This is a genomic window from Streptomyces sp. CC53 (assembly GCF_001865245.1).
Classification (GTDB): Bacteria; Actinomycetota; Actinomycetes; order Streptomycetales; family Streptomycetaceae; genus Streptomyces.
The window spans coordinates 2,705-21,162 of the sequence record NZ_MKXB01000111.1; the positions used below are offsets into that span (position 1 = coordinate 2,705).

Consider the following 18,458-nt stretch of genomic DNA (forward strand, 5'->3'; position numbering starts at 1 on the left):
CTCCTGACCATCGGCGTCACCCTGCTCGCCGGTGTGCTCGCCGTCATCGGCGTGCACAGCTACTCCGCAGGCAAGGCGCAGCAGGACGCGCTGTTCCAGCGCATGTCGCAGATCGGCGAGACGCCCGCCGCGGGCCGCCGGCGCCGGTTCAGCGGCGTGGACCGCCGCCTGCGCCGCACCCGGCTCGGCAAGCGCATCGAACGTAAGATCACCGCGACGGGCCTGGACCTCACCCCCGGCGAGTACGCCGTCTACGTCCTCGCCGGCGTCCTCGGTCTGTACTTCGTCGTCGGCTCGGTCTTCGCGCCGTTCTTCGGCCTGCTGGCCGCGCTGCTCGGCGTGTGGGGCGGCAACTTCTTCCTGAACCACCAGCTCACCAAGCGCACCGAGGCATTCATCGGCCAGCTCCCCGAACTGACCCGCGTCCTCGCCAACGCCACCCAGGCCGGCCTCGCACTGCGCACCGCCATCGCCATGGCCGCGGAGGAGCTCGACAACCCGGCGGGGGAGGAGTTCCGCAGGGTCGCCGACCAGCTCGCGATCGGCCGCAGCCTGGACGACGCCCTCAACGAACTCGCCGACCGCCTCCCCTCCCGCGAGCTCACCGTCCTCGTCTCGACGCTGGTCCTGTCCAACCGGGCCGGCGGCACCATCGTCTCCTCGCTGCGCAACCTCACCGACACCCTGGAGGAGCGCAAGGAGACCCGCCGCGAGGTGAAGACCCTGCTCTCCCAGGTCAAGGTGACCGCGGTCGCCGTCCCCCTCCTCGGCTTCGGCTTCCTGCTCATCCTGAACGGCATGCGCGACGGCGCCCTCGACGACATGACCGACGCCACCGCGGGCAAGATCGCCGTCATCGTCGCCTCCGGCCTCTACGGCCTCGGCTTCTTCCTCATCAACCGGCTCACCCGCGTCCGCGTCTGACGCCGCCCCCGCCCGCAGAAAGGAGGACAACCCCCGCATGGCACTCCTGCTCGCCGCACTCGTCGGCCTCGCCGTCTACGGCGCCTTCCACGGGGTCCGCCTCTACCGCGCGGACGCCAAGCTCCCGGCCGACCTCGCCGTCGCCCTGGAGGTCGGCTCCACCCGCACCACCGCCGCCGGCTCCGCCGTCGACCGGCTCGGCATGCGGTACGCCCCGACCGTGCTCCGCCTCCTGGGCCCCCGCCGCGTCGACAAGGTGCGCCGCAAGCTCGACATCGCCGGCAACCCCCACGGCATGACCGTCGACCGGTACGCGGCCCGCGTCGCCGTGTTCGCCGGCCTGGGCTCGCTCACCAGCCTCAGCATGCTGATGAACGGGCAGATCATGCTGGCCGTCCTCTTCCTCGTCTACGGCCTCTTCTGGACGGACGTCACCATCAAGTCCGCCATGGACCGCCGCAAGGCCGACATCGAGCGCACCCTCCCGGACTTCCTCGACGTCCTCGCCGTCGTCGTCTCCGCCGGCCTCGGCTTCCGCCAGGCCCTGGAGCGCGTCGCCGAGAAGTACGCGGGCCCCTGGGCCGACGAACTGCGCATCACCCTGCGCCAGATGGACATGGGCGTCAGCCGCCGCGACGCCTTCGAGCAGCTCCGCAGGCGCAACGACTCCGAGCAGGTGTCCATGTTCGTCTCCGCCCTCCAGCAGGGCGAGGAACTCGGCGCCCCCATCGTCGACACGCTCATCCAGATCGCCAACGACATGCGCCGCACCGACGCCCAGAACGCCCGCCGCCGCGCCTCCAAAGCCGTCCCCAAGGCCACACTGATCGTCACCAGCTTCATGCTGCCCGGCACGATGATCCTCATCGCCGTCGGTTTCTACTACGCGGCCGGCATCGACTTCAACGACATCCTCGGGGGCTGACATGGGCGCCGGCACGGACCCGGACCGCGGCGGGGAGGTGACCTGAACGATGCCGCCGGGGAGCACCCTCACCACGAGCATCGGCGGCAAGGACGCGGACCCGCTCGCGACCGCCGACCGGGCGGCTGCCCCCGCCCTGCCGATCCAGGTCAACGCCCTCTCGGCGCTCTGCCGCCGGCTCTACGGGTTCCGCCTGGCGATGACCGCCCTGGCCACGCCGTTCGCGCTGGCCGGGGTGCGCGGGGAACTGTCGGGCTGGCTCGTCGGCTCCGCCGTCCTCGTCACCGTCATGGTGTCGTACGCCCTCCTGCGCGACTGGGAGCGCTTCGGCCCCGTCCTGCTGCGCCACCCCACGCTCCTGGCCGCCGACATGGTGTTCGGGGCGATGCTGCTGTTCACCGCGTCGCCCAACTCCACGCTCGCCTACGTCACCATCTGCACCCCACTCCTCGCCGGCCTCGTCTACGGCTGGCGCGGGGCCGCCGTGTTCGCCCCCCTCCAGTGCCTGCTGGTCGGCGCCGCGTACGCGGTGGACCGCCACACGGAAGCGGACTTCTCCGCGCTGCTCGTCGCCGGACTGTGCGTCCTGGCCGGGGCTGTCGGCAGCAGTCTGCGGGGCCTGCTGCTCGGCTTCGGCGCCGCCTCCCACGCCCTGACGGAGACCCGCGCCCGCCTCGCCGTCCACGAGGCCGTCGAGGAGGAACGGGCACGCCTCGCACGCGAGATGCACGACTCCGTCGCGAAGACCCTCCACGGCGTCGCCCTCGCCGCCGACGGCCTGGCCCACTCCGCCGACCGCATGGACACCGCAGCGGTCAAGCACCAGGCGGAACTGGTCGCCCGCGCCGCCCGCCGCGCCGCCGCCGAGTCCCGCGAGCTCCTCGCCGACCTGCGCCGCGAGTCCGGCCTGGACGGCGGCGTGGACCTCACCGCGGAACTCGCCGCCAGAACGGCCGACTTCCAGCAGCGCCAGGGCCTCCCCGCCCGGTACCGGACGCTGGGGGGCACCCCGCCGCCCCCCGTACCGCAGGCCGCCGCGCGCCACCTGCTCACCATCGTCTCCGAAGCGATGGAGAACGCCCACCGGCACGCGCGACCGACCCGCCTGGAGGTCTCCGCCGGAGTCGTCGGCGACGTGCTGCGCGTCAGCGTCTACGACGACGGCAGCGGCCTGCCCGCCGGCACCACCCTGGACGGGCTGCGGCGGGCCGGCCACTTCGGCCTCGTGGGCATGGTGGAGCGGGCCGCGGGCATCGGCGCCCGCATCCGCGTCGGCCGCGGTCGCGCGGCACGGGGCACGGAAGTACGCCTCGACCTCCCGCTCGCCGCGCTCAGCCCGCAGGACCCGGCACCGGGCCCCGACGTGCCGCCGCGCCCCGAGCAGGCCGCCGCACCACAGGGGCGCCTCCCGGACACGGAACCCCCACGCCGACGCTTCAGCCGGTCCCGCACCTAGCCGCCCCCACCACCCCGTCCTTCCGAGAGGAGGCCGCACATGCCGGACGACACCCACCCCACGGCCGGGGGCCCGGCGCACGACGCGCCCACCCACCCGCCGGCCCCCTTGCGCCCCGACGCAACCACCGGATGCCCGCCCCCCTTCCCGCCGATAGCGGAGGCACCGCGAACGCGGCCGCTCCGCGTGGTCGTGGCGGACGACAACCCGGTCGTACGGGCCGGACTCACCGCGCTCCTCTCCGGACGCGCCGACCTCCAGGTGGTGGCGGAGGCAGCCGACGGCCGCCAGGCCTACGAGGCGACGGTCCGGCACCGCCCCGACGTCGTCCTGCTGGACGTGCGGATGCCGGGCGTGGACGGCATCTCCGCGCTCCCGCACCTGGCGCGCATCGCACCCGTGTTGATGATGACGTACAGCAGGGAGGCCGAGGTCGTGCACGAGGCGCTGCGCCTCGGGGCGGGCGGCTACCTCGTGCACGGCGAGTTCAGCGCGGACCAGCTGGTCACGGCCGTACGGGACATCCGGGCGGGCCGCGCCCACTTCACGCCCACGGCCTCGAGCGCCCTGCTCGACGCCCTGCGCGGCGCCGGCTCCACGGCAGGCCGCGCCCTCCCCGACGGCCTGGGCGCGGCACTCACGGGTCCCGGCTGCCAGCCGACCGCTCCGCAACAACCGCCACCTCCCCCCGCGCCGACGGCTCCACCATCTGCAACCGCACATAATCCAACACCGAACCAAGCGGAAGGCCGCCGAACTGCCTACGGGCAAGGAGAGTTGAGAGCGCAACAATTTGCTCATTCCCCTTCGCTTCCGCAAGCGAGTGTGGCACATTCTTCTCTTGGTTCCCCAGCGCGCACCGGGGCCGCGGCAGTGCTCGGAGAGCTGAGCCAACGGGAGGCGGAGGTGATGGAGTTGATTGCGTCCGGCATGACCAACCAGCAGATCGCCGCCACCTGTTTCATCAGCCAGAAGACGGTCAAGAACCACATCAACCGGATCTTCGCCAAGCTGCACGCCCAGAGCCGAGGCGAGGCCATCGCCATCTGGAACGGTGTGACGCGAGGAGGTGCGGGCCGTGGCTGAACACGCCGCCTCCTCGGTCCCGCCTCCCCCGCCCCGCGGCACCGCCGCCCAGGCCCCGTCACCCTCTTGCTCCTGGGCCCGCGGTTGGGTCCTGGGACCCATGCCGGCGGCGGCTTCCCCGGCGTACGTTCCCGGTGTCGCCGGCGAGCCCGGCGGGGAGGAAGTCGGAAGCGCGAACGGCACACGCACTCCGTACGCCGCACAGTCGGCCGGGCAGCGGCCGGCCGAACCTGGAGGGGAACCCCATGATGAAGGACGCCGCACTCAAGGCCACCGCCACCACCCGCGCCTACATCGGCACCTGGGCGAACACCCGCATCGAGAAGATGCGGTCCCGCCGCGACCGGGGTCAGGGCGCGATCGAGTACGTCGGCATCACCATCCTCGTGGTGGCGATCGTGGTGGCGCTGCTGAACACGGAGATGGGCGACACCATTGCGACCGCGTTCACCGACGCGATTGGCGAGGTCATCGGCGGGTGATCCGTCGAGGTCACGGTGAGGAAGGGCAGGCCGCTCCGCTGTACATCACAGCGGTGGTCGGTCTGCTCTTTCTCGCGTTGCTGTACTTCGTGTTCGGCAAGGCGGACATCCGGCGCAACGAGGCGCAGACGGCCGCTGACGCCGCCGCCCTCGCAGCAGCGATGGACTCCAGGAACGGCCTGAAGGCCGGCTTGCTGGACAAGATCCTCGACCCGGACAGTCTGGCGGACCTGATCAGGGGCGACGTACCGGCCAGGACCCGGGGCTGCGACGAGGCGTACCGCTTCGCCGAGCTGAACGGCGCCCAAGCCGGTTCCGTGGCCTGCGACCCGCTGCACGACGGCCGCTGGGGCTTCGCGGTCGAGCTGAAGTCCGGGCGTCCGGTGGGCGACAGTGTTCTTCCTGGCACGCGAGACCAGCGGGCCACGGCCACCGCGACAGCCATCGTCGAGCCCCTGTGCACCTTCCGGCCCAACGAGGACGCGAAGGAGCCGGAGAAGCCGGGGGACGAGGACGACACCCCCGGCGAGGACGAAGAGAGTCCGTCTCCAGGCACGATCCAGTGCGACGACGGCGAGGACTGGATTATCGACCCGGACGACCTGGACCTCCTTCCGGACATGGCGGACCTCTTCCGGGTCCGGCTGGCCGGAGACTGACCGCGACCAAACACGAAGGACTAGCGATTCATGAAGATTCGGCATGTACGAAAGCTGCGCCGGGCTGGAGGGGCAGCCGTCCTGGTCGCGGCTCTGGCTGTGTCCGTGACGGCCTGTAACGGCGACGAGGGTGCTGCGCCGTCGGCGAGCGCTGCGTCCGAGAGCCCGAGCGGGGAGAAGGGTCAGGGGGATGATGCTGGTAGCGGTCAAGACCAGCAGGGTGGTGGTCAAACGCTCCCAGACACGGGCAAGGTCATTGCCACGTTGAAGGGGGAGAGCGTGGAGATGGTGCTGTACTCGGTGACGCGCGACGGCGGCGGCTTCCTCACGGTGAGTGGTGAGGTCAGGAACACCGCTGGCAAGCGCTACACCGTCCCGACAGCGTGGAGTGGCGAAGAGTCGGCCATCGTCCGGACCGGGCGCTCGTTCGCAGCCATGACTCTCGTGGACTCCAAGGAGAGGAAGCGGTACTACGTGCTCCGTGACACGGATAACCGCCCGTTGACGACCACCGGTTTCTCGCCCTGGATCCAGCCGAACGAGTCCCTCCCCTTCTTCGCCCAGTTCCCCGCACCGCCGCAGACGACCACCAAGGTGGACCTCCAGTTCCCCGGTTTCCCCAACGCGCCGATTGAGATCTCCTGATGAGTGCCACCGCAACCCGTACTCGACGTGTGCGCGGGCGTACGGCGGCGGCCGTGGTCGCCGGAGTGCTCGCGCTCGGTCTGACGGGCGTCCCCCGGGCGGTCGCGGACGAGGGCGACAGTCCGTATCCGACGCCCTCGGCCGAGGCGCCCGTCGAAGTGGACGCGTCCGACCCGGATCTCAAGCTGCCCGAAGGCGCCACCCTGGCCCCGGCCAAGGTGCTGGACATCCGCTCCGTGGTCGAGGACCTGGCGGGCGAGGAGCGTCGCGAGGACACCAACGCGGACGTACGGCTCGCGCTGCAGGCCGAAGTACTGTTCGGCAAGAACAGCGCGGAGCTCAGCAGCGAGGCCCAGGCCCGCATCACGTCCGTCGCCGCGGAGATCAAGGATCAGGGGGCGACCCAGGTCCGCGTCTTCGGATTCACCGACAACCTCGGCTCGTCCCAGAGCGGGGACGTGCTGTCGAAGAAGCGTGCCGACGCCGTGCACAAGGTGCTGGCCAAGGAGCTCGGCTCCGACGTCACGTACGAGATCCGGGGCTACGGCGAGCGCTACCCGATCGCGGACAACAGCAGTGAGGAAGGCCGCAAGAAGAACCGGCGCGTGGAGATCTCGTTCCCCCGCGGGGAGTGACGGCGGCGGCTCGCCGATCCGTGCCGAGAAACGGACGGCAGAGGAGCCACTGCCGCAGATGCGCAGCTGGGGGGCTTCGCCTGGATGGGTGGCTCGGGTGACGACCCGGGCCACCCGACGTGTGTCCGGCGGCGAAGCGGCAGTGCACCAGGGGTCAAGTACGGGACCGGCATGCGCCGTCAGGCGCCCGGCTCGCCCTGGCGGGCGGAGACCGCCTGCCGGTGAGAGAGCGTGATGCGGCGCCGCACGAGGTCGATGTCCAGGACCTTGACGGGCAGCATGTCACCGACGCGGACGAGCGGTCGCGGGTGGTCCGGGTGCTCCCCGCCCAGCTCGGAGGTGTGCACCAGTCCCTCGAAGCCGTTCTCGGTCTCTTCGACGCGTACGAACGCACCGAACGGCACGAGCCTGGTGACGCGGCCGACGACGGTCTGGCCGATCAGTCCGGTCAGCAGCCGCAACGGATCGTCCTGTAGGGCCTTGAGCGACAGAGACACGCGTTCGCGGAGCGGGTCGACGTCGAGGATCTCGGCACTGATCTCCTGGCCGACGGCAACGACGTCGGACGGGTGGTCGACGGGTCGCCAGGACAGCTCAGGGATGTTGATCACGGCTTCGAATCCGCCGATGTCGACGAAGGTGACGCCGAAGGGGGCGATCCGGGTCACGGTGCCGGTGACGGTCCCACCTGCGCGCAGGGTTTTGAGGTATGCCCAGTTCCGGTCGCTCGGCGTCGGGTCCGTCCGCCAGCGAGCCCGTACCACTCCGTCGCTGTCCGGCATGACGGCGGTGAACAGGGGGACGCGCTCATCGGCGTACGCGGGGAGGAGTGCTGCAGCGCGGGCACCGGAGATCCGGGCGGTCAGCTCCGGGAACTCGTCCTCGTCGACGGTCGCATCGTGCAGCCGGCCGTCCTGGCCCTGCCAGACGCACTCGACCAGTCCTTCGGAGGGGAGGGCGCCGAGGACCGCGTCGATGTCGGGGGACAGGTCCGGCCACACGGCCAGCCGGGCCCGTGGGGCGAGGCCGGCACGGACGGTGTCGATGGTGTCCCGGGTGAGGCGGTGCCACCGGGAGGCGCCTTCGAGGTGGGTCTCCTCCAGGAGGCCGGCACGGCACGAGGCGACCGCGGCATGCACAGCGGCCCAGAACTCGTCGTCGCCGGGCCGCTGGACGTCATCGCTGTCGGGCTCCACCTCGTAGGCGGAGACACCCACGCGTTCCGGGAACAGCCCGAGCGCACGCGTGCGGACCAGCGCTTCTTCGCAGGGCCGGTTGCTGCCGATGTAGAGGTACTGGTCCCACCCCACGTGGACGGCGAAGACATCCTCGACCTCCAGCCGGCACCAGGCGCCACTGTCGCGCAGCATGGCCCGCACCAGTTCACGACCGATCGTGAACGGCACCTCTGCCCCGTCGTGGAAGCCGGACGGACCTGTGGGGAAGAGTCCGTCCAGAGCGAAGTCTTCCCTTCGCGGTTCGACACCGAGGTGCACGAACGAAGAGACATGTGGTTCACGGACGGTCAGGTGGTCGATTCCGGTGCTCACGGCGAAGGCTTCGACCGCTTGGAGATAGGCCTCTTCCACCGGTCCGTGATCGCTGACCGTGTCCTCGGAGCCGGTGTAGTAGCCGTGTTCGTCGCGGTCGGCGGGATCGTACTTGGTGACGCGGTAGACGTAGGGCAGCACGGCCCCATCTTCCCCCGCACGAGCCGGACGGCCCGGGGAGAGGCCGGGAAGCAGCCGAACCAGCCTGCTCCCGCGTCGCCACCGGTGTGGTGAGCCGTAGGTCCCTGGGCCCACGACGGGAGCGGACTGGCCGCCTACCCTGACGGCCACCCATGTCGGCTCTGATGAAGTCTTGTTGGGGGGCCAGATGGCTTGGGCAGGTGGTGTGTCCGGTGGCGGGCCCGTGTCGGTCCCCGATGGGGGACGGCGTGCGCTGCCTCCTGCGGTGCGTGTGGCGCGGCTCCTGGTGCACGTGCTCTTCGCGGCGACGGTACTGGGCAGGCTTGGCCTGTTCGGTTCGGCGGTGGCAGCGGACGCCCTGGGGGCCGGGCTCCTCGGCACCCTTCTGTACGGGGCGGCACCGGGAGTGGTGGGGTGGCTGCTGTCGCGGCGGGCTTGGAGCGGCGGCCTCGGGCTCTGGGCGGGGCTGCTCGCCGTGCAGGTCTGGCTGGTCCTCGGGGCCCTGGCCAACATCGGCGACGGCTACGTGCACGGCTTCACCGAGCTGTTCCTGCCCGTGCTGGTGCTGTGGTTCCTGACGCGCCCCGAGAGCCGGGAGTGGTTCCGGCTGCCGGAGCGTGAGCGGGAGGAGGAGCCGCCGTTCTCGCTGCCGCACCTGCTGACCTGGCGGCGGGACCGGGGCCAGTCGACGCTGGAGCACGTCGGCCTGATCGTGTTGGTGGCGGCCGTCGTCGCGGGCTTGGTGGCCACCGGAGTCAGCCAGGACGTCGCCGCGAAGCTGGGCCGGCAGGTGTGCCAGTTCGTCGGTGACGGCGACTGCGGCGACGGCACGCAGGCGGAGGCCGGCGGCGGGCACGAAGCCCCGACGGGCGGCACGGGCGTGACGGGCGGCATAGGCGATGCGGGCGATACCAGTAGTACGGGCGGTACGGGCGGTACGAGCAGTACGAGCGGTACCACCGGCGGACCCGGTTCCACCGGCACTCCCGGGGGCTCCGGCAGCACCAGTGGCGCCGGTACCAGCGGCTCCCGTACCAATGACGGCACCACTGCCCCCGACGGCACCACCGCCCCGGACGGCACCACCGCCCCCGACCGCACCACTGCCCCGGACGGCACCACAGACCCCGGGGGCGGCACCGCTCCCGCAACCCCTGCGCAGGACACGTATCCCGAGACGCACCCCGAGCCGGAGGCCGCCTACGACGTCCAGGCGTCCGCCACCGGCGACGGCAGCGGCGAGGACGCCGCCGCAGGGGACGACGGCGGGGAGGGGGAGGACTGCGGCGGCTGGGGCCTCTTCGGCTGTGACTGGGACCGGACCGCCCAGGTCGGCAAGGGCCTCTCTCTCCGACCCGGACGTGGCCAAGGCGGCCCGCAGGGCGTTCCGCGACCAGAACCTGCCGGTCAGGGTTGTCCACACGCAACCGGAGAAGCCGGCGGGAGACAGGAACCCGGACCGGTTCGACTAGCGTGGCCGGGAGCAGGGCCGCCGCGGCGGGGACACGCGAGGCAGGAGGCACGGCATGAGACGGTTGGTACGGGGCTTCTGGGGCCCCCGGGAGGAGTCCGCCGAGGCGCTGGCTGCCCGCTGGCTGCGGACGTTGGACGGGGTGGCCGCCCTGGTCCCGGAGGCGGGCCGCGGGGCGGCCGGGCCGTGGACCTGGCGCCGGACCCGCGAGTCGGGGTCCGCCGTGCTCCTGCGGGCGGACGCGACGTCGCTCGCCGGCGCCCTGGGCGCGGTGGGGGCGGCGGACGACTGGTCCTCCAGCACGGGCTACGGGCTGTCGCTCGCGATCGGGGACGAGGAGGGAACCCCCTGGCAGGTCGACGTCCGCGGCAACGCGGGAGGGACGTCCGAGTTCCTGCCGCAGAGCCTCGTCCTCGCGGTGACGTCACCGGACGGCGCCCAGGTCCCTGAGGCCGCCCTGCTCGCGCTGGTCGCGGAGGCGTGGGCTCCCGACTTCGGCGACGTGACGGACGACGACCTGCTGGACGCGCTGGAGGACGACGGGGGCTTCACCGTCGGCGACCCGTGCGTGGGGCGACTCGGCTACCTGTCCGCGGCCCGCGCCGCGCTCGTCCCCGACGACCTGGCCGCGGCGCGCCGTGACCTGCCCGGAGGCGGGGTCCTCCTGGACGTCGCGCCGCCCGCCAAGGGCACCGACGCGGTGGTCGCGGCGTACGTACGGCTCCGCGACAGCGGCGCCCTGCAACCGCTGCCCAGGCCGATGGACCGCGACATGCTGTGACGGCGTGCCGCCGCTCCGGGGCAGGGCCTCCGCCCGGCGCCGACCGGAGTGCCGTCGCCCGCGGGGCGACCCCCCGGGGTGCCCGCCGCATTCCCGACCGGCCCCCACCGCCGCAGTCCACCGCCTCCGGCGTGACGAGCCCGGAGACATGACCGGCCCTCGTGGTCCCGCCCGGCGGCCCGGCCCTCGCGCGACGGCTCCACGCCCGTCCCGCTGCCGACCGCAGTCCCGCCCGTCCCGCATCCGACCGACGAACAGGAGCGCGCAGTGGCGTACCAGAACGGCGGTTTCGACCGGGACAGGGCGGTCGCCGACATCGAGGTGCTGCTCGCGCGGCCCGTGCCCGCGGACGGGCCGACGGAGTCGGAGTACGACCCGCTCAGCGGGGAGAGGACCGGGACCGCGGGGGAGGGCTTCGTGCTGGCGCGGCTCTGGGCGAGCCGGTGGCTCGACGACGTGTCCGTCGACGAGTGGCACGCCGAGGTGGCCGGCGGCGACCTGAAGGCCCTGGACCTGACGGCGGAACTGACCCGACGCTGGGGGCCCGCCAGACAGATCGCCATGCATCCGGCGATGTTCCGGCACCAGGCCGGTGAGCCGCTGCCGCCGGTGTTCCAGGCACTCTGCGACGCCGACGACTTCGGTGACCTGACGGTGTGGGGCCCCGTCCCCGCCGGCCCCGCAGGCGCCGAACGGTGGGTGGGGATCTCCGTCGGGCACGGCGACGACAAGGCGCCGCTGGTGCTGACGGCGGTCGTCACCGACCGGGACATCGTCGAACTGGACGATCCGCTCTGACAGCTGACAGCTGACAGCTGTCGTCGGACGTCAGCCGTCAGCGGAGGCCGCACGGTGGTCCGCTCCGACCGTTCCGGCAGGCCCGGGAGAAAGGGCGGTCACCCGCTCCGACCGCTGCCGCAGCGGGCGTCGAAGCCGACTGCCTGCCCCTCCGACCGTTCCGGCAGGGCGCGCGGAAGCCGATGGTGATCCGCCCCGACCGCTGCCGCAGCACCGCTCAGAGCCGCACGGACAGCCGGGTCCCCGGCCGTACGCCCCACCGCTCCATCGTCCCCGCCTCCGCCTCCAGCACCGAGCGGGTGCGCAGGTGGGGCAGACCGAGGCGGCCGGGCTTCATCGTGCGGACCGCCAGGACGTTCAGGTCCCGGTCCAGGTACGCCACGTCGATGGGGAAGCGCATCCGGTAGGTGTGGACGCTCGCGCAGGGGGTGATCAGCAGGGCGCCCTCGACGCCGTCGCGGCCCAGCAGTCCGCGGGCGCGCCGCGCGTAGCTCGCGGCGACCTCCAGCGGCACGTCGGCCGCCGCGGGGACGGTCAGGGTCCCGGTGCCGTTGCGCCACTTCCGCCGCCGTGTCGTCGACATGGCCCGCACTCTAGGGCTTTTGGGCCCGCGGGGCGCCCCCCTGGGCCCACGGGCCCATGCCCCGGCTCCCGCCGTCCTCTACCGTCGTCCGGGTGTACGCCGTCCTCATCGCCGCAGCCCTGTGGGGAGCCGTCACCGGAGTCCTCGTCCGGCGCGCGGCCTTCCGGCTGTCCGTGGAGCCGGAGGAGCCCTGGCGCCGGGCCTGCGAGTCCGGCCACGCCTTCGCGGCCGGGCTGCGCGGCTGGCTCGGCCCGGCCGACTGCGCGACCTGTACGACGACGGCCGCGCCCGCCGGACCGGCGCCGCGCCGCGGGTGGGCGGCGCCGGCCGTGACCGCGGCGGGCTGCGCCGCGCTCGCCTGGGCGACGGGACCGCGCCCGGAACTCGCGGTGTGGCTGCTGTCCGCCCCGCTGCTGGTGCTGCTCGCGACCGTCGACGTACGGGTGCACCGGCTGCCCGACCACCTGACCCTTCCGCTCGCCGCCGCGGTGCCCGTGCTGCTCGGCGGCGTAGCGCTGCTGCCGGGGCACGCCGGGTCCTGGAAGACGGCGCTGCTCGGCGGGCTGGTGCTGGGCGGCGCGTACCTCGTGCTGTTCCTGATCAACCCGAACGGTCTCGGCTTCGGTGACGTGAAGCTGGCGCTGCCGCTGGGCGTCGCGCTCGGCTGGTACGGGTGGGACGTGCTGTTCGTCGGCGCCTTCGCCGGGTTCCTGCTGGGCGCGGCGTACGGCCTCGGGCTGATCGCCCTGCGCCGCGCCGGCCGCAAGACCGCCATCCCCTTCGGCCCCTTTATGATCGCCGGCGCGGCGACCGGCCTGCTCCTCGGCGCGCTGGCGGCCGGCACCGCCTGAACGGCTACCGTTCAGTAGGGGCGGAGGACCGACGTGTCCAGGTCGAAGTCGAACGGCGCGGGGATACGGATCTGCTCGCCGAAGTCGATGTCCTCTCGGCGGTGGTACTTCGTGGTGTCCGGGCGGCTGAAGAGGGTGACGGTCTTCTGCCGTGGGTCGACGATCAGGTACAGGGGGATGCCCATCGCCGGGTAGTCGCGCAGCTTGCCCACCCAGTCGTTCTCGGGGCTGGACGGTGACACGACCTCCACCGCGATCAGGGCGAGCCCGGCGGGGATCTTGCCGCTGACCGTTTCCAGGGCCTCTTCGGGCAGGTAGGTCAGATCCGGGTTGCGGCTCTTGGTGATGGTCGGGGAGACGAGGTCGATGTTCCCGACGGGCACCGCCTCGACGGGGGTATGGCGGTCGAACTGGGCGCGGACCTTCGTGAGGTTCAGTTGGTGCAGGGCGGACGGCGATGCCTGCATGATGACGGTCCCGTCCGTGTACTCCACCTTCATCGCCTTCGGCGCGATGCGCTGGGCTTCCTCAAGTAGCTGAAGGTGCTGGGGGTTGATGGCCACGGTGTCCTCCCGGAGTGCCCCGCCGGCGTAGCGAGTGGGAGGGGCGTACGCCGGTGTTCAGGCGCCCGCCCCGACCGTGAGGTCGCGATGCCAGCGCAGCGCCGGCCGGTCGTCGATCCACGTCTCCGCCACCGGCGTGAACGCGTTGCGTTCCAGGACCCTCATCGACGCCGCGTTGTCGCGGGTCGTCAGGGCCCGCAGTGATGACAGGCCGTACGCCGCCGACGCCAGGCCGCACGCCTCGCGTACCGCCGCCGTCGCCACGCCCCGGCCCGCTCCCCGTTCGCCCACCCGGTAGCCCAGCTCGGCGGTGCTGTCCGCCACGTCCACCAGGTTCAGGCGGCCCAGCGGCACGCCGGCCTCCACGATGAGGTGGAAGTGGCACACGCCGGCTTCCTGCTCCGCCAGCAGTGCGCGGTGGCGGGACGCGAACTCCGCGAAGTACGCGTCGCCGCGGTCCGGGACCGAACGGGCGAAGTAGGCGCGGTTCTCCTGCTCGAAGGCCAGTACGGCCGGGGCGTGTTCGGCGCGCAGGCGCTCCAGTCTCAGCACACCGCCGAGCGTACGGCCGAGTCGGCGCGGCGGCTTGGGAATAAGGGCCCCCCGCGGCCCCCGCGGCTCTTCCCGGCCTCACCCCACGGCCCCCGCGGCCCCGGTAGGCCCGGAGCGCGCACCGCCGTACGCGACCGGATTTCGCTGCTCGGCGTTGCGGAAAACGGGATGGTCACGTGACCGAAAAGAGACCAGCAGCTACCTAGCGGTAACAACGCCGGGCGTGCCAGATTCCCGGTGCCACCGGCCGGCGGCTTTCCCCTCACCCGTGTGCCACACGTCCACGGGCAGCTCCGTACCTGTCTCGAAGGCTGCCCCTGGTATGGCCGAACGATGGAGTTCGCCGTGTCCGGATTCCGCACCGCCCGCTCGACCCGCGCCGCCCGCGCCGCCCGCAGGACCCGTACCGCCCTCGTGTCGGCCTTCTCGGCCGGGCTCCTGGGCCTCACTCTCGTCGGCGCGCCGCCCGCCGGGGCCGAGGCAGGGAGCGGCCCCACCGCCATCGTCTCGATGGGGGACAGCTACATCTCCGGCGAGGCGGGCCGGTGGCGCGGCAACAGCCTCACGAACACCGGCAGTCGCGACGGCACCGACCGTGCCTGGACCGGAAGCACCTACGATCCCACCCGCGTCTACGGCGAGACGGCCCTCAACGGCTGCCACCGCTCCGACTCCGCCGAGGTGCAGAGCGCCACCGGCACGGGAGTGCAGGCCCGCATCAACCTCGCCTGTTCCGGCGCCACCACGAGCAACGTCTTCCGTGCCGCGAGCGGCGGCACCGCCTACAAGGGCGAGGCGCCGCAGGCCGACCGGCTCGCCGCCGTCGCCGCCGCGTACGACGTCCAGGCCATCGCTCTCTCCATCGGCGGCAACGACCTCGGCTTCGCCTCCATCATCGAGAAGTGCGCCAAGGACTACATCGTCTGGTACTCGTACTGCCACGACGACCAGCAGGTCCTCGTGGACCGGCGCATCGACGCCGTCATGGCGAACGTCGGCAAGGCCGTCGACGAGATCCGGGCCGTGATGGGCGCCGCCGGCTACGGGACGGGCGACTACCGGATCGTGCTCCAGTCGTACCCCTCGCCCATCCCCCGCGGCCGGGAGAACCGTTACAGCGAGAGCGGCTGGTCCCGGGTGCACACGGGTGGCTGCCCCTTCTGGAACAAGGACGCCGACTGGGCCCGTGACTCGCTGGTCCCGCAGCTCGCCGACCGGCTGCGCGGGGTCGCCACCGCCAAGGGCGTCCAGTTCCTCGACCTGCGCGACATGCTGCAGGGCCGCGAAGTGTGCGCCACCGGCAGCCGACTCGTGACCGCCGCGCAGCCGCCGTCCGCCACCACCAGCGAATGGGCCCGCTGGATCGACAGCAACGGCACCCAGGGACCCGTGCAGGAGTCCATGCACCCGAACCACTACGGGCAGCTCGGCCAGGGCCGCTGCCTGGAACTGGCCTACGCCGCCGGGCCCACGTCCCACCGCACCTGCCGCAACACGCCGGGCGCCGGAACGTCCGGGATGTACCTCACCGCGCTTCCCTGAGCCGCCCGCGGGCCCGCGCCGCCGCTCGGGCCCGCGGCCGCCCTCCCGGGCGTCAACCGGGCGCCCCGCCGGGCGGGTCCCTCCTGGGGACGACACGCCGCGGGGGCGGCACACCGCCCCCGCCTCGTCTCACAGCGCAGTCCTGCGCTTTCGGAGCGTAGTGGCGGCATGTCGTGGCGCCCAGCACCACATATGAAGGGTTATGGTGGAAACCCCCCCTCGGGCCGGTCCGTATCCCCCCCACGGACCGGCCCGTTCTTCGTGGGCCGGTTCCGCCACCCGTGCCGGCGGTCAGTTCCGGGCGGCCCAGATGTTGACGCCCGCCGTGTCGACGGCGAAGGCGTCGATCTCCGCCAGCTCCTCCTCGGTCAGCGGCGGACCGCCGAGCGCCGCCACGTTCTGCTCCAGCTGACCCACGCTGGACGCGCCGATCAGCGCGGACGTCATCCGCTCGTCACGCAGCACCCACGTCAGCGCCAGCTGCGCCAGGGACTGGCCGCGCCGCTCCGCGATGCCGTTCAGCCCGTGCAGCCGCCGCAGCACCTCCTCGGACAGCAGGTCGGGGTCCAGCGACTTGCCCTGCGCGGCGCGCGAACCCTCCGGGACGCCCTTCAGGTACCGGTCGGTGAGCATCCCCTGCGCGAGCGGCGCGAAGGAGATGCAGCCCATGCCCTCCGCCTCCAGGGTGTCCAGCAGGGAGTCCTCCTCCGTCCAGCGGTTGATCATGGAGTAGGACGGCTGGTGGATCAGGGCCGGCACGCCCATCTCCCGCAGCAGGCGGGCCGCCTCCGCGGTCTGCTCGCTGCTGTACGAGGACACGCCGACGTAGAGCGCCTTGCCCTGCTGCACGGCGGACGCCAGGGCGCCCATCGTCTCCTCCAGCGGGGTGTGCGGGTCGAAGCGGTGGGAGTAGAAGATGTCGACGTAGTCCAGGCCCATCCTCCGCAGCGAGGCGTCCAGCGACGACAGCAGGTACTTGCGGGAGCCCCACTCGCCGTACGGGCCGGGGTGCATCAGGTAGCCCGCCTTGGTGGAGACGATCATCTCGTCGCGGTACGGGCGGAAGTCCTGGGCGAAGATCTTGCCGAAGTTCAGCTCGGCGGACCCCGGCGGCGGACCGTAGTTGTTCGCCAGGTCGAAATGGGTGACGCCCAGGTCGAAGGCGCGGCACAGGATCGCGCGCTGCGAGGCCAGCGTGCGGTCGTCGCCGAAGTTGTGCCAGAGGCCCAGCGAGATCGCGGGCAGCTTGAGACCGCTGCGGCCGGTGCGGCGGTATTCCATGGAGTCGTACCGGTCGGGCGCGGCACTGTAATGGGGGGAGAACGGGGATTCAGCCATGCCTTTCTCCCTATCACGGACTTGTGACATACCGGGTTGGGTCGCCGCCTCCCGGGCGCAGTAATGTGGCCGTCTCCGGGGGACGGCCGGCTGGTGCGGGCCCTACATGGACGTCAGGCCCCTTCAGGCCCCCAAGCGAGAGGTGAGATCGGTGAACTTGCGCGACCTGGTGTACAGGCTCTACGCACGCCGCGTGGAAGGCCGCCTCGACCACACCCAGGTGCCCAAGCACATCGGCGTCATCCTCGACGGCAACCGGCGCTGGGCGAAGGCGTCGGGAGGCACCCCGGAACAGGGCCACAAGGCCGGCGCCAGCAAGATCATGGACATGCTCGGCTGGTGCACCGAGACGGACGTCGAGGTCGTCACCCTCTGGATGCTGTCCACGGACAACCTGAACCGCCCGGAGGAGCAGCTGAAGCCGCTGCTCGGCATCATCGAGGGGGCGGTGCGGGCCATCGCGGCGGACGGCCGCTGGCGCGTCCACCACGTGGGCACCCCGGACTGCCTGCCGGCGCACACGCAGGCGGTCCTGAAGGAGGCGGAGGAGTCCACCCGCCACATCGACGGAATACTGGTCAACGTCGCCGTCGGCTACGGCGGCCGCCAGGAGATCGCCGACGCGGTCCGGTCGCTGCTGCTGGAGCACGCGGAGAAGGGCACGACCTTCGAGGAGCTCGCGGAGGTCGTCGACACCGACCTCATCGCCGAGCACCTGTACACCCGGGGCCAGCCCGACCCCGACCTCGTCATCCGTACGAGCGGGGAGCAGCGGCTCTCCGGCTTCATGCTGTGGCAGAGCGCCCATTCGGAGTACTACTTCTGCGAGGTCCACTGGCCCGCGTTCCGCAAGGTCGACTTCCTGCGGGCCCTGCGCGACTACGCGGCCCGTCACCGCCGCTACGGCACCTGACGGCGGGCACCGGCCGCCCCCGGGAGGCCACCCCCGAGCCGGGCGGCCGCCACCCCGGCCACGGCCGCCCGCCGGGCAGCCACCGCCCGCCCGGAGCCCCGGTCGCCGACGTCACGGCCCGGCAGCTCCGGCCGCCCGCCGCGCCCCGTCGCACGAGCCCCGGTCGCCCGCCGCGGAGCGCCGTCCGCTGACGCCGCCAGCTGCCCCGGCCGTCCGCCGGGCCTCTGCCGTACCGGCGCCGCCCGCGCTCGGCCGCCTGCCGTGAGGCCGTCGCCCGGTCCGCTGCCGCGCGGTCGCCGGCCCCGGCCCGCCGTACCCCGTCGTACAAGCCCCGGCCGCCCGCCGTGAGGCCGTCGCCCGGAGGCCCTCCGTCGCTGCGGCGGCGGCCGCCGACGGAGGGACAGGGCGCTGCCGGCGGACGCCAGGGCTGAGGGAGTGTCATATGCCACGGGGTCGGACCGCATGGTCAGCGGGGTTCAGGGGCATACCCCTGACAAGAAGTGAGCGGTACGGAACCCGCTCGCCCGGGAGGTCCCTTGCGCGCCAGGACGAGAGCCAACGGC

General features: G+C 72.5%; 18 protein-coding genes. 13 read left to right on the forward strand and 5 right to left on the reverse strand.

Going from position 1 to position 18,458, the window contains the following annotated elements; all coding sequences use genetic code 11:
• The 8 genes from BJP40_RS10870 to BJP40_RS10905 form a co-directional block, all read left to right on the forward strand.
• Positions 1 to 924: type II secretion system F family protein (locus BJP40_RS10870; protein ID WP_071280195.1), on the forward strand; the 924-nt coding region annotated here is incomplete at its 5' end.
• 37 nt (positions 925 to 961) lie between these two features.
• Positions 962 to 1,849, forward strand: coding sequence for a DUF5936 domain-containing protein (locus tag BJP40_RS10875; RefSeq protein ID WP_071280196.1), 888 nt, complete (start codon positions 962 to 964; stop codon positions 1,847 to 1,849).
• Between the two features lie 49 nt (positions 1,850 to 1,898).
• On the forward strand, positions 1,899 to 3,305 hold the full coding sequence (locus BJP40_RS10880) for a sensor histidine kinase (RefSeq protein ID WP_071280197.1): 1,407 nt from the start codon (positions 1,899 to 1,901) through the stop codon (positions 3,303 to 3,305).
• Positions 3,306 to 3,344: 39 nt separating this feature from the next.
• A complete protein-coding gene (locus BJP40_RS10885; protein ID WP_071280198.1) occupies positions 3,345 to 4,391 on the forward strand; it encodes a response regulator transcription factor in 1,047 nt (348 codons plus the stop codon).
• 245 nt (positions 4,392 to 4,636) lie between these two features.
• The gene (locus BJP40_RS34860) at positions 4,637 to 4,873 is read left to right on the forward strand and encodes a hypothetical protein (protein WP_319020077.1); all 237 of its coding nucleotides are present in this window, start codon (positions 4,637 to 4,639) and stop codon (positions 4,871 to 4,873) included.
• Complete coding sequence (locus BJP40_RS34865) at positions 4,870 to 5,532, forward strand: pilus assembly protein TadG-related protein (RefSeq protein ID WP_226962479.1); 663 nt, start codon at positions 4,870 to 4,872, stop codon at positions 5,530 to 5,532. The genes BJP40_RS34860 and BJP40_RS34865 overlap by 4 nt, the downstream gene beginning before the upstream one ends.
• Before the next feature lie 30 nt (positions 5,533 to 5,562).
• Positions 5,563 to 6,177: a hypothetical protein gene (locus BJP40_RS10900; protein ID WP_071280199.1), complete on the forward strand. Its 615-nt coding sequence runs from the start codon at positions 5,563 to 5,565 to the stop codon at positions 6,175 to 6,177.
• A complete protein-coding gene (locus BJP40_RS10905; protein ID WP_071280200.1) occupies positions 6,177 to 6,812 on the forward strand; it encodes an OmpA family protein in 636 nt (211 codons plus the stop codon). The genes BJP40_RS10900 and BJP40_RS10905 overlap by 1 nt, the downstream gene beginning before the upstream one ends.
• Positions 6,813 to 6,991: 179 nt before the next feature.
• Here BJP40_RS10905 and BJP40_RS10910 read toward each other — a convergent pair whose 3' ends face one another.
• Complete coding sequence (locus BJP40_RS10910; RefSeq protein ID WP_071280201.1) at positions 6,992 to 8,503, reverse strand: S1 RNA-binding domain-containing protein; 1,512 nt, start codon at positions 8,501 to 8,503, stop codon at positions 6,992 to 6,994.
• Positions 8,504 to 10,029: 1,526 nt separating this feature from the next.
• On the opposite strand from BJP40_RS10910, the gene BJP40_RS10920 reads away from it, so the two are divergent.
• Both BJP40_RS10920 and BJP40_RS10925 read left to right on the forward strand, forming a co-directional pair.
• Positions 10,030 to 10,755 carry a hypothetical protein gene (locus BJP40_RS10920; RefSeq protein WP_071280203.1) on the forward strand — a complete coding sequence of 242 codons (726 nt, stop codon included), beginning with the start codon at positions 10,030 to 10,032 and terminating at the stop codon, positions 10,753 to 10,755.
• A 267-nt stretch (positions 10,756 to 11,022) separates the two neighbouring features.
• A complete protein-coding gene (locus BJP40_RS10925) occupies positions 11,023 to 11,553 on the forward strand; it encodes a hypothetical protein (protein WP_071280204.1) in 531 nt (176 codons plus the stop codon).
• 217 nt (positions 11,554 to 11,770) lie between these two features.
• On the opposite strand, the gene BJP40_RS10930 is transcribed toward BJP40_RS10925, so the two are convergent.
• Positions 11,771 to 12,136: a DUF192 domain-containing protein gene (locus tag BJP40_RS10930; protein WP_071280205.1), complete on the reverse strand. Its 366-nt coding sequence runs from the start codon at positions 12,134 to 12,136 to the stop codon at positions 11,771 to 11,773.
• Between the two features lie 92 nt (positions 12,137 to 12,228).
• Here BJP40_RS10930 and BJP40_RS10935 point away from each other — a divergent pair, with 92 nt between their 5' ends.
• Positions 12,229 to 12,987 carry an A24 family peptidase gene (locus BJP40_RS10935; protein ID WP_177204355.1) on the forward strand — a complete coding sequence of 253 codons (759 nt, stop codon included), beginning with the start codon at positions 12,229 to 12,231 and terminating at the stop codon, positions 12,985 to 12,987.
• Between the two features lie 11 nt (positions 12,988 to 12,998).
• Here the strand turns inward: BJP40_RS10935 and BJP40_RS10940 are convergent, their stop codons facing one another.
• Positions 12,999 to 13,550: a Uma2 family endonuclease gene (locus BJP40_RS10940; protein WP_226962475.1), complete on the reverse strand. Its 552-nt coding sequence runs from the start codon at positions 13,548 to 13,550 to the stop codon at positions 12,999 to 13,001.
• Positions 13,551 to 13,607: 57 nt separating this feature from the next.
• Positions 13,608 to 14,102 carry a GNAT family N-acetyltransferase gene (locus BJP40_RS10945; protein ID WP_071280207.1) on the reverse strand — a complete coding sequence of 165 codons (495 nt, stop codon included), beginning with the start codon at positions 14,100 to 14,102 and terminating at the stop codon, positions 13,608 to 13,610.
• 345 nt (positions 14,103 to 14,447) lie between these two features.
• Between BJP40_RS10945 and BJP40_RS10950 the strand changes: the two genes are divergently transcribed.
• On the forward strand, positions 14,448 to 15,644 hold the full coding sequence (locus tag BJP40_RS10950; protein WP_256220705.1) for a GDSL-type esterase/lipase family protein: 1,197 nt from the start codon (positions 14,448 to 14,450) through the stop codon (positions 15,642 to 15,644).
• 291 nt (positions 15,645 to 15,935) lie between these two features.
• Here BJP40_RS10950 and mgrA read toward each other — a convergent pair whose 3' ends face one another.
• On the reverse strand, positions 15,936 to 16,982 hold the full coding sequence (mgrA, locus tag BJP40_RS10955; protein ID WP_071280208.1) for an L-glyceraldehyde 3-phosphate reductase: 1,047 nt from the start codon (positions 16,980 to 16,982) through the stop codon (positions 15,936 to 15,938).
• Between the two features lie 151 nt (positions 16,983 to 17,133).
• On the opposite strand from mgrA, the gene BJP40_RS10960 reads away from it, so the two are divergent.
• Positions 17,134 to 17,895, forward strand: coding sequence for an isoprenyl transferase (locus BJP40_RS10960; protein ID WP_071263744.1), 762 nt, complete (start codon positions 17,134 to 17,136; stop codon positions 17,893 to 17,895).
• Positions 17,896 to 18,458: the final 563 nt, after the last annotated feature.